Annotated in this window: 9 protein-coding genes; 6 read left to right on the forward strand and 3 right to left on the reverse strand. The window is 51.1% G+C overall.

What is annotated here, in order from left to right; genetic code table 11:
* Nucleotides 1–304: 304 nt before the first annotated feature.
* Together ACJJIF_RS11895 and ACJJIF_RS11900 are read right to left on the reverse strand one after the other, a co-directional pair.
* On the reverse strand, nt 305–3,178 hold the full coding sequence (locus tag ACJJIF_RS11895) for a TonB-dependent receptor (protein WP_444928566.1): 2,874 nt from the start codon (nt 3,176–3,178) through the stop codon (nt 305–307).
* A gap of 476 nt (nt 3,179–3,654) precedes the next feature.
* Nucleotides 3,655–4,356: a glutamine amidotransferase-related protein gene (locus tag ACJJIF_RS11900; RefSeq protein ID WP_444928567.1), complete on the reverse strand. Its 702-nt coding sequence runs from the start codon at nt 4,354–4,356 to the stop codon at nt 3,655–3,657.
* 317 nt (nt 4,357–4,673) lie between these two features.
* Between ACJJIF_RS11900 and ACJJIF_RS11905 the strand changes: the two genes are divergently transcribed.
* From ACJJIF_RS11905 to ACJJIF_RS11920, 4 genes are all read left to right on the forward strand, one after another.
* The gene (locus tag ACJJIF_RS11905) at nt 4,674–6,275 is read left to right on the forward strand and encodes an AbgT family transporter (protein ID WP_444928568.1); all 1,602 of its coding nucleotides are present in this window, start codon (nt 4,674–4,676) and stop codon (nt 6,273–6,275) included.
* A gap of 729 nt (nt 6,276–7,004) precedes the next feature.
* Nucleotides 7,005–8,063: a helix-turn-helix domain-containing protein gene (locus ACJJIF_RS11910; protein WP_444928569.1), complete on the forward strand. Its 1,059-nt coding sequence runs from the start codon at nt 7,005–7,007 to the stop codon at nt 8,061–8,063.
* A 381-nt stretch (nt 8,064–8,444) separates the two neighbouring features.
* Nucleotides 8,445–8,705, forward strand: a complete 261-nt coding sequence (locus tag ACJJIF_RS11915) for a hypothetical protein (protein ID WP_444928570.1) — start codon at nt 8,445–8,447, stop codon at nt 8,703–8,705.
* 52 nt (nt 8,706–8,757) lie between these two features.
* Complete coding sequence (locus ACJJIF_RS11920) at nt 8,758–9,867, forward strand: YHYH protein (protein WP_444928571.1); 1,110 nt, start codon at nt 8,758–8,760, stop codon at nt 9,865–9,867.
* An 84-nt stretch (nt 9,868–9,951) separates the two neighbouring features.
* Here the strand turns inward: ACJJIF_RS11920 and radA are convergent, their stop codons facing one another.
* Nucleotides 9,952–11,346, reverse strand: a complete 1,395-nt coding sequence (gene radA / locus ACJJIF_RS11925) for a DNA repair protein RadA (RefSeq protein WP_444928572.1) — start codon at nt 11,344–11,346, stop codon at nt 9,952–9,954.
* Nucleotides 11,347–11,608: 262 nt separating this feature from the next.
* Here radA and ACJJIF_RS11930 point away from each other — a divergent pair, with 262 nt between their 5' ends.
* Both ACJJIF_RS11930 and ACJJIF_RS11935 read left to right on the forward strand, forming a co-directional pair.
* On the forward strand, nt 11,609–12,052 hold the full coding sequence (locus ACJJIF_RS11930; RefSeq protein WP_444928573.1) for a pseudoazurin: 444 nt from the start codon (nt 11,609–11,611) through the stop codon (nt 12,050–12,052).
* A gap of 13 nt (nt 12,053–12,065) precedes the next feature.
* Entirely contained in the window at nt 12,066–12,863 is a 798-nt protein-coding gene (locus ACJJIF_RS11935; protein WP_444928574.1) for an oxygen-binding di-iron domain-containing protein, read from the forward strand.
* Nucleotides 12,864–12,938 lie beyond the last annotated feature (75 nt).

The raw sequence follows: 12,938 nt of genomic DNA on the forward strand, positions 1-12,938 counted from the left end.
TTTATTTTATTACCACGAAACGGTAGAGGCTTACAAAGGAGCGCTCCCCTTTCAATTCTTCAGCTATAGCCATAACTATTTACAACAGAGCCCCTCGGCCACAACCTCCATTGAAATCATCAAGGCCTATTCAATACTAGATTGAAACCAATAACCCAATCTAAATCAATTAGATATAGAAGAAACCAAGAAAGCAGAGACGCCAAAAATCAGCATGGAAATTTTATTTTATCACTTAAATTCAGGCGGACTTTCCGCCCACCTGAATTCAGTCAAAAGTTACTCCCGATATCAAAAGAACAGGTTAGTTAAAATCATACCTTAGGCCCAAACGAATACTACGCGGCGTTTGATAATAGTACGGCTCGCCAAAGTATTCATAAGGCTCTGTCGTTCCGTCTAGGTCACCTACCTCTTCAACCTCAATCACTGCATCATTATTGAATACATTGAAGACATCCAAACTAACCAGTAGGGTCTGATTATTAGCGAGTTCAATCGGGTATTGCGCATTGAGATCCAGATTCCAGTAATTATCAGTTCGACCTAAGCTACCACGAGAATTAAGTTCCCCCTGGCAATAGAATGACTCAGAATCATAATACGCCGCAAATTCATCGGTGGGGTGCATACCAAAGCAATTTTTGGGGCGTCCAGTCTGCCACATAAAGTTAGCACCTAGCCTCAACCCCAAATCAAAACTATAGGTCCCAAATGCTTTAATCGTATGCCTGCGATCATTCGGCAAATCTCCATAACCACCTTCCACCAGGCCCGGCTGATCAAAATTGGTTGTTAAGCCTGAATCTGTCTGCCCATTATCCGAACGGACGTAGCCTTCATTGTTGCCCCAGCTGTGCCCCCAAGTATATGAAGCATCAAGGGACCACCTGCCATCAAAGGGTCGCTTAAAGGTAAACTCAACAGCGCCATACTGTCGCTTCGCCTCAGGAAAATTAAGCTGATCAGCAGATAAATTTATATACTCGCCCTGTTCAGTAATATAAATCCGCATATCATTACCGGGATTGGTCAAGACATACTGGTGAAATCCATCAAAGACATCTTCAACAGTTGCCCCATCAACTTTGGATGCATCCCAACTGCCAGTCGAGTTATAGTAGTCAATCACTGCGGCATCAATCGCTAAGTCTTCAAGTGCCGTTTCCAAGTTTCGGTAAATACCTTTAACCCCTAGCTGCACACCATTATCCATAACATACTCATAACCGAGAATGTATTCAGACTGGTACATCGGATCAATATTTTTATCAACAAGAGCCCGCGCATCCTGTAAATTCCCATCGGCGAAGTATAAAGTTTCGTAGGGGTTACTTAAGTTGCAAGGTGTTGAATCCTCATTCAGGCAGGAACCGTCCCAGTCATAATCCTGAATAGTATAAAGCTCCTCTCCAGCCAGCCTCACATTAGTATTTGATGCCACCGGCAGGTAGTAATGGCCAAAATTTGCAAATAATTTTTGATTTCCTTCACCGGTAGGATCCCAGACAAGCGACAGCCTCGGCGCCCACTGGTCGCTAATTTCAATAAATTCACTCCCAGAAGCATCCTTGTTGGTAAATGTTTCATTGCGAAGCCCAAACTGAACAGAGAGATCATCAGTTACCTGCCAAGTATCTTGCAGGTAATAGGCAGAAGAATCCGTTTCAAATCCACCCTTATTCTGATAATAGCGCATGCGCGCAAACTCATAATCGGGATACAACTGCCACAACCCATAGCCGGAGTAAAAGGTATCTTCCGTAAGCGAGTTGGACTCGTTATCAATACCCGCCTCTACCAAGTGATCGCCAATATTCCATGAAAAGTCCACCCGGAACATCTCTCGAGTATCCTCTCCAATTTCCACACTTGATCCAACCCAATTACCCAGTGACATCCTTCCCGGGTTATATAAATATACAACAGGGACTCCTTTATTATCGGGCACTTCACTTCTATCCTGAGTATTTTCCCCATAAGAGACACTCAGAGTCATATCGTCATTCAAATGACCGATATAAGAGGCAATCCAGTTGAAACCGCCTCGCCCATAGATAACATCCCCGATATAATCGCCTGTTTTTTCTGTCTCTGAATCGTAATAATAATTCCCTTCAACAACATCCCGCTCATCACTAAAAGCCGTAAGCTCTATCCGATGATCCTCATTGATATAACCATCTAATTTCACCCCCCAGAAATCGGACTTGGTCTCTTCTTTATATCCCCGACCACTCGTCATACCGTAGTATTCTTTATCTTCCGAGACATTACTGTAGAGCGCATAGAAGAATAATCGGTCTTCTATAATTGGCCCAGAAAAATATATATTGGCCTCTTGTGAAGAAAACTCATCCTGATCATTATCAGCAACAAAAGTATTCGGCGCGGTATCTGTTTCCTCGTCATAGTAAAAACTGGTGCCGAACTTGAATTCATTGGAGCCACTTTTGGTAGTGGCATTCATCACACCACCAGTGGACCGGCCAAATTTGGCCGAATAGCCGCCAGTCTTTACCTGTATATTATCGTAGAATTCAAATGGGACCGTAGAGTAACCCAATCCATTTCTAAAATTAGTGGTATTCAACCCATTGATATAGCTGACGTTCTCTGCAATAGATGCACCGGCAAAACTAGTTCCGCCGCCATACTGATCAAAGGTGCGATCGCCTTTAGAAACACTTGGTGCCAGCAGAGTAACCGAGTCCAAATTTCTCGCCACAGGAAGCTCTATGAGTTCATCTGATGAAATCACTAAGCCTGACTCAGCAATCCCTGTATCTAGCTGTGAGATTCTCTGCCCACTAACAACAACTTCTTCCATCTGGGAACTATCACCGAGAACGACACTAACTGTTCCGCCCAAGCTCACCGTTACCGAGCGAGTGTCTGTCACTTCACTCCCAGAATAAAGCTCTAATTGGTACTCTCCAGGAGGAAGGCTTCCCACCCTGAATTCTCCCCCACCACTCACTGAAACCTCTTTAGAAATACCCCGAGAAATATCTGTAACCTTTATCTTGTTAGATTTTTCTACACTAAGAACAGTCCCTCTAATTGTACCAGTCGTATTATCTGCCATAACAAACGGACTTACTGACAGAGCAGTGGCAACGGATATTGCCAACAGACTTTTAGAAAACCCCTTCTTAGCGCCATATACAGAAACCATAAAACCCCCAGAAAATTATATTTATTTAAATTACCAGGTCGCAATCCAGCACATCGAGATAACGCTCCCGAGAAACTCTATTCTTAACGCTATAAATTAAAAATTCACACCCAAAAACACAACTCAGCTCTCAAAAAAAGTGAAACACTAAAGACATTTAAAAACAACAAACAAAAGTTTGATACACGAAAGGGAAATCATGACTTTTCGCACAAACAGACCATTTAACTTATAGCATCTGAAGGGGGACTAATACTCCGCACAAACAGTAACAGCAAGTGCTTAACAGCTTACCCAGATAAGCAAGCTTTAATTAAGAAACAACAAATTGTTATTCCCTTAGCAGAGAAAACTCAATTGAAAAGATTTGTTTCAAAGGAAAGAGATTTTACTTTGATTATCAGGAGGCTATAGAGGGGGTATCGAGTATTTATAAAGGTGGGGTACCCCCCACCTCAAGATTTATCTTGCGGCCTCTACTTCCGCAAAAACTCCAACATCCACTTAGCAACCGTATTCTCATGGATATCATTCTTCAGCGATTCCTGCCCCTTATCGACTACAGCGGCACCAAAAGCCTCCCGGCGAAGCTCCATCAAACTATTTGAATAGGGCTTGGTAAATTCCGGGTGCGCCTGAAAGCTGAGTATATGCTCATCTACTTGCACCATAGCCATAGGACAGAACTCACTGGACGCCAATACCCGCCCACCTGGCGGTAGCTGATCCACCTGGTCCTGGTGCGTCACCAAAAGGCTAAAGTTGGCTGCCGGCTCAGACATCCAGTTTGGCGTCTCTTGCATCTCATAGGTATGCACCCCCAGCCCCCATCCTTTATCCGATTTGCGCGCTCGCCCCCCCAGGGCCTGGGCAATTAACTGGTGACCAAAGCAGATACCAATTGTCGGCTTTTTCTTGTCATGTAACTCGCGCACAAAGTCCATAAGGGGGGCAATCCAGGGTTTGTCGTCATAGACACCGGTCTTGCTACCTGTAATGAGGTATGCATCCACTTCATCTATATGGACGGGATACTGACCCTGTTGGACTTCATAGGTCTTAAACTCCAAGCCGGAGTCCAGGTCGCGCAACAGGCCGGCAAACATCTCCGGGTACTCCCCAAATTCGCCTACAAGCTCTTTGCGTACATCATCGGTTTTTAAAATTCCAATCTTCATTATTTTCACCGCTGAATTGACTGCTTAGTATTGGGATTATGGCATATCCAGGTATCAGCGGTCCCGGGACAAAGCAATTGGCACACGATGACAGATACCCCTGGCAACGCATATTTCATCACTGCGCTCTTGCCAATATCGAGCGCCTCAATAGCATTTGACCTCACTATCTAGGAGTAACATTTCTCTCTGGGCATTCTTAGCTGAAGTAGTTTTGTGTATGATCTCGGCTTTAGCACATTTTTCAGCCAACCCTTCGGCTACAGGGCGATCCAGAGATAATTGGGACCGCTTGCAGTTAAGACTGAGGACAAACAATGACCACAACAACCTCCCCGAGTGATCGGCAGGACAGCCCCCCCGGGCGCAAAACCGCCTTTATCCGCTTCCTCGATGCGGTGGAATGGCTGGGTAACCTTCTCCCCCACCCCATAACACTCTTCGCACTCTTCGCTGTCGGAGTGATATTTATTAGCGGTATCGCCTCCTACTTCGGCCTGTCAGTACCAGATCCCCGCCCAGTGGGCGCCGCCGGCCGGGCACCAGATGGGGTTATCGAGGTCTTTAACCTGATGAGTGGCGATGGTCTCAGGATGATCGTTACCAGCTTGGTGAAGAATTTCACCGGCTTTGCCCCGCTCGGCACAGTGTTGGTGGCCCTGTTGGGGGTAGCCATTGCCGAGCACTCCGGCCTGTTAAGTGCCGCAGTGCGCGGCTTGGTATTACAGGCCTCCAAGCGCACCGTCACGGTAATTGTGGTTTTTGCCGGTATTATCTCCAACACCGCTTCTGAACTGGGCTATGTGGTACTGATTCCCCTCGCCGCGATGATCTTCCACTCCCTCGGCCGACACCCGCTTGCCGGCTTGGCGGCCGCATTTGCCGGTGTCTCTGGTGGTTACAGTGCCAACTTACTATTGGGAACCGTAGATCCGCTACTATCCGGGATTACGGAATCCGCAGCCCATATGATCGACCCGACCTACTCCGTAGGCCCGGAAGTAAACTGGTTCTTTATGATTGTCAGTACCTTCCTGATCACCGGAGTTGGTAGCTGGGTGACCATGAAGATCGTAGAGCCCAAGCTGGGTAAATATGACCCCAGTGAGGCGTCCGTCGACCTGAGCCAGGACAAAGTTGGCACCCTGACCGACGCCGAAAAGCGCGGTCTCAAGTACGCCGGCCTGGCCGTTCTGGGTGTATCTGCGGTACTCGCTTTGACGGTGGTGCCTGAGTGGGGCGTTTTACGTAACCCTGAGACCGGTCTGGTAGCGGGCTCTCCCTTCCTCAAAGGGATCGTCTCACTGATCCTGGTATTCTTTGCTATTCCCGGCTTTGTCTACGGCAGGGTTGTCGGCACCATGAAAAATGACCGGGATGTCATTGATGCCATGGCCAAGAGCATGAACAGTATGGGCATGTACATTGTCCTGGTGTTCTTCGCCGCACAGTTTGTCGCCTTCTTTAAGATCACCAATCTGGGCACCATCTTTGCCGTTTTGGGTGCTGATACGCTACAAAGCATCGGTCTCACCGGACCACTGCTGTTCCTGTTCTTTATTATGATGTGTGGCTTTGTGAACCTGATGCTGGGCAGCGCCTCGGCTCAGTGGGCGGTGACAGCACCTATCTTTGTCCCCATGCTGATGCTACTGGGTTACGCCCCAGAAGTGATCCAGGCGGCCTACCGTATCGGTGACTCGGTGACCAATGTCATCACGCCGATGATGAGCTACTTCGGCCTGATCATTACGTTTGCCGCGCGCTATAAGAAAGACCTGGGTATGGGCACCTTGATCGCCACCATGATCCCCTACTCCATCTTCTTCTTTATCGGCTGGACAGCCCTGTTCTTTATCTGGGTGTTTGCCCTCGGACTGCCAGTAGGGCCGGGAGCCGCCACTTACTATGGCGGTTAACCCTCTGTCCGAAGCTTAATCGAAAGCCCGCTTCTGCGGGCTTTTTTGTCTGCTCTAGATGACCGCTCTTCTCACCACTCAACTACTTATATCCTCAGATAACCCCCTAAAAATGTTAAAGCCTTTCTGGAATTACCAGTCATTCAAGATATCGTTAAGCAGAGGTAAAAAAGTGGACAAAATATGAAAAAAATTATTATTCCCAGATATAGAGTCACCATAAAACAAAAAAAATCTATAGCTGTCATTTAGGAATAAAGTTTCAATATATAACAATTAAGTAGCATTTTTTTTCATAAGGCGACAGTTTTTTTATCGCTGAAAGCGGCAAGCCCTTCGAATCCGCAAAAAAAAACAAGTAATATAGCCCCTGAAATCATACTTAGCGGAGACTGATAGGCGGATTGCGCCAGTGTCGCCTGCCCTGTTTTAATCTCAATTATTATTTCTCAGGATGAGTCATGTGTACTCTATGGTCATTAGTGTCTTGGCTAATATCCATAGCGAGCTGCATATCAGGAAATAGAACAGGCATTCGCCAATTGACGGCTGCATTAATCCGTCAGATAAAGCCCAGGAAAGCATAATTCGGGAATTTGCTGTTAATTGCAGATTTCTAAGGTTATCGGGCGCCCCTATCAGTTGAACACTTCCGCTTATAAAAGAAGTTGTGACCCGGCACGCCTAATAATTAATTCAGGCTGGGTTCTTGGAAGGATTTGGAAGACATTGACCCAACAAATAAGAGCTAAGCTGTTAACCGGCTTTTATGACCAAGTATCCCAGCTAAACGGCTGCCCGGAAACACTGCTTAACAGCGCCGGTATTAACCCCGAGCAGGTTGAGAAACTCGAGGGATATCTCCCTATGAGCAAAGTGACAGACCTGGTAGAAAGGGCTACACGACAACTCAACTGTGCGGATTTCGGACTGAGACTGGCAAAAAGCCAGGGCGCGGCCGCCCTGAGCTCTCTCGGTGCTGCGGTATTGCAATCGCTGACTCTGGGGGAGTTCCTCGATGCTGCGGTAAAACAATTCGCCGCTCCGCCCTATAACCTGCGAGTGGAATTGGAGGTTAAAGGACTCCAAACGTTTATAACTTTTCATTGCCTAAATGATTTAGAAAGTTATATACCTTTAGACTCCCAATTACCGCTTGAACTATTCCGGGAGTTTCTTCTCGGGGTTTCCGTAGTGGCATTGCAAATCCTGTGTGGGGAGAAATTTAATCTAGAGGCGGTTCATTTAAAGTCTAAACAGCCGCTTCACGATCAGTATGAAAACTTCTTTGGAACAGAAGTACAGTTTTCACAAGCTAGCGACAAATTAGTGCTTAGCAGTGGCCAACTGGCTCAACCTACTGATAAATCGAACCCCGCACTGAGACCGCTATTAAAGTCCTATATCGATAAAGTACTGGAGCAGAACGAGTCAAACCTGATTCACCAGGTAGAGCGTTTAATCTACTGCTTAATGCCCCTGAAGCGTTGCAGTCTGCAAGAGGTTGCCAATCAGTTGGGCATGCACAAGCGCACACTGCAACGCAGATTACGCGATCGGGAACTGGTGTTTGAGGATATTCTGGACCGAATCCGCCGTGAGCGTGCAGAGCACTATCTCAGCAGGAAGCTGCCGCCGATGGCCCAAATTTCCGATATGCTGGGCTACCGGGAGCAGAGCTCATTCAACCGGGCCTGTGACCGCTGGTTTGGAACGACCCCGATGAAGGTGCGGCGCAAGCTCCTCAGTGAAGCCGCCGCAAAAGCGGCACTGGAAACCGAAAATTAAATCCCCGCCCGCCGGTATAAACCGCAACACCCGCCCGATTAAAGCGGGTGTCGCGGTTATTTGACCCAATACCCTGTGTCCTCCTCCAATAACGCGAAAACCTCCCGCTGCCTAGCTGAGCGTAAACCCTGAATTCCCAGTCATAGAGCGCCCTGGCCAACACCACACTTCTTTACAAGCTGTCCACATTACTTACTCATTCCTCAACTATTTTCGATGCAAGTCCCAGGGCGGTACCCAGAAGCCAGCCTTCGATTGAGCGGTCATCGCCACTACCCGAGCCTATAGTTTCGGGCGACAGCAATAACCTCTGTCAAAGCCCAAAGCGCTAAATCATGGTTTGTGGGACTCCCCCCAAAGTGCCTACGACAGGAGAACACGATGAAAAGAATATTGATTTCAGTAGCCGCCCTTTTGCTGGCCACAAATGTTTCCGCACAATCTCGCCAACCCCCGCAGGAGGCAATTGATGCCTGTAGCAGTCTGGCAGAAGGTGATGCCTGTACTGTAGAGACACCGAGAGGCACCCTCGAGGGTACCTGCCGCCAGCCCCCGCAAGCTGAGCAGATAGTCTGCGTACCTGCCGGCGGCAAAGGCCAGGGCAAAGGTGGCCCGGGCCCTATGGAAAATGAAGACCAGTAATCCCCAATAAATCGTGGCCGGCCAGCGGCACTGTAAATCTTGAGATGTCATTATGAAGAAGTGGTTATTTGCGGGGCTTTGCGGTATTGCGCCGCTTGCGCTGGCTCACGTACCCGATAGCGCCCTAAAGGCCTGCCAAAACCTGTCCAGTGGCGCTAGCTGCACCATGGAGTTGCACAACGGTCAGGTCAGTGGCCGCTGCCGAGACCTGCCCCAGTCACACGGGCTACTCGCCTGTGTCCCCGAGCGCAAATCGGCTATGCGCTCAGCAGGTAAAGACAGCGGCGGCGGGCGCCCTCCTGCACGCAAACACACAATCGTACAGTCCGACGGTCTACAGGAAACTGTTCCGGCCACCCAGGCCCCAATCACCTTTAGCGAGGTGAGTATCAGTATCCAGGGCCCCTGGCGTGTTATTGAGGCCAACGGCATTTCCGAGCATAAGACTGGCACCTTCCCCAATCGCGGCAACCCCCATGAAATCGAGGTGCAGCGCTACAGTTTCCGGGTTCCGGCCAATCCCCAAATTGCCGCTAAACCCACACCGGTTCCCTTACAGGATTTTGGTATCGGCCTAAATGGAGTCCCCTTCGACCCCAGTGCCGCCGAATGGTATCTGGGCAATCGTGGACGCTGGCGCTACGAGGCCCTATCCGGTGCGATTCAGCTCGGTGTAGACGACAACTACGCCCACGTTCAGCCCAATGGCGCCTACCACTATCACGGAATCCCCACCGGCTTGCTACAGCGCCTGGGGGTATCCCAGGAAAGGCACTCCCCGCTGATCGGCTGGGCGGCCGATGGCTTCCCCATCTATGCCCTATACGGCTATGCCGATGGTAAGGAGCCGAAATCCGGCATTGTAGAGATGACATCGAGCTACCAGGTGAAGTCCGGCAACCGCCCCAAAGGCAGTAAAGAACCCGGTGGCTACTACGATGGGACCTTTGTGGACGACTACCACTACGTGGCTGGCTCCGGCACTCTGGATGAGTGCAACGGCAGAATGGTTCGCACCCCGGAATTCCCCAACGGCACCTACGCCTACTTCCTGACCGAGGACTGGCCCATTATCCCGCGCTGTTACAAGGGCACACCGTCGGAAGATTTTCGCCGGGGCCCCGGCAACAACCAGCGCAAGGGAGCAAAAAAGCGTCCCTAACCCGAGAACGCTATCCCCAGAGAACTGCCTTCCACCAGTTCTCTGGGGAAACCAGCCCTATTGATACCCCAGATTGAGCTGGCGTCAGCTCATATCAATCACCGCCAGCGCCTCCGCCAGGGTTTTCACCGAGTGCATTTCCATACCCTCGATATCGTTCTTCAGGCGATTCGCTGCGGGCACAATAGCCTTGCGGAAACCGTGCTTGGCCGCCTCGCGCAGGCGCTCCTGGCCCGAGGGCACCGGGCGAATCTCACCGGACAGCCCCACCTCTCCGAATACCACCAGATCCCTCGGCAGGACACGATTGCGGAAACTGGAAACCACCGCCAATAGCAATGTCAGGTCGGCGCTGGTCTCCATCACCTTGACCCCGCCGACCACATTGATAAAGACATCCTGATCGCCCACCAAAACACCGCCGTGGCGGTGCAGAACCGCCAGCAACATATTCAAGCGATTCTGGTCGAGGCCCACCGCTACCCGGCGGGGATTGCCGAGGCTGCTATCGTCCACCAGCGCCTGCAATTCCACCAGCAGCGGCCGGGTGCCCTCCCACACCGAGGTCACCACCGAGCCCGCTGCGATCTCCTCGGCCCTCTGCAGGAAAATAGCCGAGGGGTTGGATACCTCTTTTAGACCCTGCTCAGTCATAGCGAATACGCCGAGTTCATTGACCGCACCAAAGCGGTTTTTATGCGCGCGCAGGGTGCGGAAGCGGGAGTCGTGCGTTCCCTCCAGGAGTATGGAGCAGTCGATAATATGCTCCAGGACCTTGGGGCCGGCGAGACTGCCGTCCTTGGTGACGTGCCCCACCAGAATCAGCGCCGTGCCGGTCTGCTTGGCAAAGCGGGTCAGGTAGGCCGCACTCTCGCGCACCTGGGCCACAGAACCCGGTGCCGATTGCACGTCACTCATATGCATCACCTGAATCGAGTCCACCACCATCACGCGCGGATTCACGTCCTTGGCCGCCAGGCAAATACGCTCCACATCGGTTTCGCTGAGCAATTGCAAAGAATCTGTGGGCAGGCCGAGGCGCTTGGCACGCATAGCTACCTGCTGGAGCGACTCCTCACCGGTGATATACAGCGCCGGCATCGACGTGGCGAGATGGCACAGAGTCTGGAGTAAAACCGTGGACTTACCGGCGCCGGGATGACCGCCAATCAAGACCACCGATCCCGGCACTAACCCGCCCCCCAGTACCCGGTCCAGCTCCGAGGTGGAAGTGGGGATGCGCGGCAGTTCACTGAGGTCAATTTCCGATAACTTCTGCACTTTGCCGGCACCGGCAGCGCCGGCGTAGCCGCTTTGTGCATCGGTAAAATTCGCGGCGCGACTATCCTTGTGGTCGGGCCCCAGACGCACTTCCGACAGGCTATTCCAAGTGCCACAAGCACTACACTGCCCCGCCCACTTGGTGTAGTCGGCACCACATTCATTACATACATAGGCAGTTTTACGTTTTGTGGCCAAGGCACTCTCCCGAATAGTCAGCAAAATTGAGTGACGTACAGTTTACCTCTTATCCGACCGGGGCGGGTGATGCTCAGCGGTCAAAAGTGACTCTCCTGCACCGGCATTCTCTATTGGTATCTTCTCAGTCTAATTGGTCTATCTGTGCGATTGATCTAGATCAATCCACCTCGCCTCCACCGAGATAACATCCGCCGCTGCCTTTCCTCACTCTTGGGAAGGTATTGAATAACATTGAGCAATCATCGAACAGGAAGTAAGCATGTCGTCTATTACTCTTCGCGGCGCAATTCTGGCGCTCGCTATGGCCTCGACCTCCGCCCTGGCTGCGGATCACGAAGTTAAGATGCTGAACCAGGGCAAGGACGGGATGATGACTTTTGAACCGGCATTTCTCGCGGTGGCACCGGGCGATTCCGTCACTTTTCTGCCCACCGATATGGCCCACAACACTCACTCCGTTTTATCCCCAGCCGAGGGCGCTACCTGGAACGGCAGCATGGGGGAAAAAGTCACCGTCACTTTGAACCAGGAAGGCGTGTACGTGTATCAATGTGATCCACACCTGCCGCTGGGTATGGTGGGAGTGATTCAGGTGGGCAAGGCGACCAACTTAGAGGACGCCAAAAAACATGCCGAGGGGATGAATGCCACTATTGCCATGAATAAGGAGAGGCTCAAGCAGTACCTCGATCAAGTCCAGTAAGAGGAGTCGCGGCGTGGATATCCTATTTGAAAAAGGTCATCACCTGGTTGCGCGGTTCGGCGATTTGGTTAAAGAGCAGAACGGCAGCAGTGGTGTACAGGCCAATCAATTTGTTATTCGCCGCGGCACCAAAGGGGCGCTAATCGATCCCGGCGGCGATCTGACTTACACACACCTCACCATTGAGCTCAGCCGCCATTTGAACCTGAGCGAGCTGGATCTGATCCTGGCCTCTCACCAGGACCCGGATATTATCGCTTCGCTACCCCGCTGGATGCTGCACTCCCGCTGTAAGGTGGCGGTATCCAAGCTGTGGTCGCGATTTTTGCCACACCTGGTTTCCGGCTTTGTCGCCTCGCGGGCCGGTGCAGAGCGCTGGCAGGAACGCATTATGCCGCTGGACGACAAGGGAGAGATTATCCCTTTCAGTGACAGTGAGATCTGGGCATTGCCGGCGCACTTTATGCACTCCTGCGGCAACTTTAGCTTTTATGACCCGGTCAGCCGCATCCTGTTTTCCGGCGATATCGGCGCCTCCCTCGGGGGTGAAGAGGGCGAAGTTAAAGACTTTGACGCACATTTGCCATCGATGGAGGGATTCCACCGCCGCTATATGGGCGGGAACTGGACCTGCCGCCTCTGGGCCAAGATGATACGGGAGCTCAATCCCGCGATGATTGTGCCCCAGCACGGTGGCTACTTTGCCTCCGACGATATCAAGGAGCGCTTTTTGAGTTGGCTCGAACGCCTTGAGTGCGGACCGGACCTGTTGCGACACCAGGATTTCCGCTTACCCCTGGGCCGCTCTTAAACCGCTCCCCGGCAAGCACACCGGTTGCACCGACAGAGGCCAGCCCATACACTGCGGGCTGGCTCGCTGTCTGAA

The sequence above is a fragment of the Microbulbifer regidiadema (SeqCode) genome (genome assembly GCF_052467605.1).

What these genes read in the sequence shown, in the direction of transcription:
- ACJJIF_RS11930 (WP_444928573.1), top strand. Translation starts at nt 11,609, where the DNA reads ATGTCGTCTATTACTCTTCGCGGCGCAATTCTGGCGCTCGCTATGGCC.
- ACJJIF_RS11920 (WP_444928571.1), top strand. Translation starts at nt 8,758, where the DNA reads ATGAAGAAGTGGTTATTTGCGGGGCTTTGCGGTATTGCGCCGCTTGCG.
- ACJJIF_RS11905 (WP_444928568.1), top strand. Translation starts at nt 4,674, where the DNA reads ATGACCACAACAACCTCCCCGAGTGATCGGCAGGACAGCCCCCCCGGG.
- ACJJIF_RS11900 (WP_444928567.1), bottom strand. Translation starts at nt 4,356, where the DNA reads ATGAAGATTGGAATTTTAAAAACCGATGATGTACGCAAAGAGCTTGTA.
- ACJJIF_RS11895 (WP_444928566.1), bottom strand. Translation starts at nt 3,178, where the DNA reads ATGGTTTCTGTATATGGCGCTAAGAAGGGGTTTTCTAAAAGTCTGTTG.
- ACJJIF_RS11915 (WP_444928570.1), top strand. Translation starts at nt 8,445, where the DNA reads ATGAAAAGAATATTGATTTCAGTAGCCGCCCTTTTGCTGGCCACAAAT.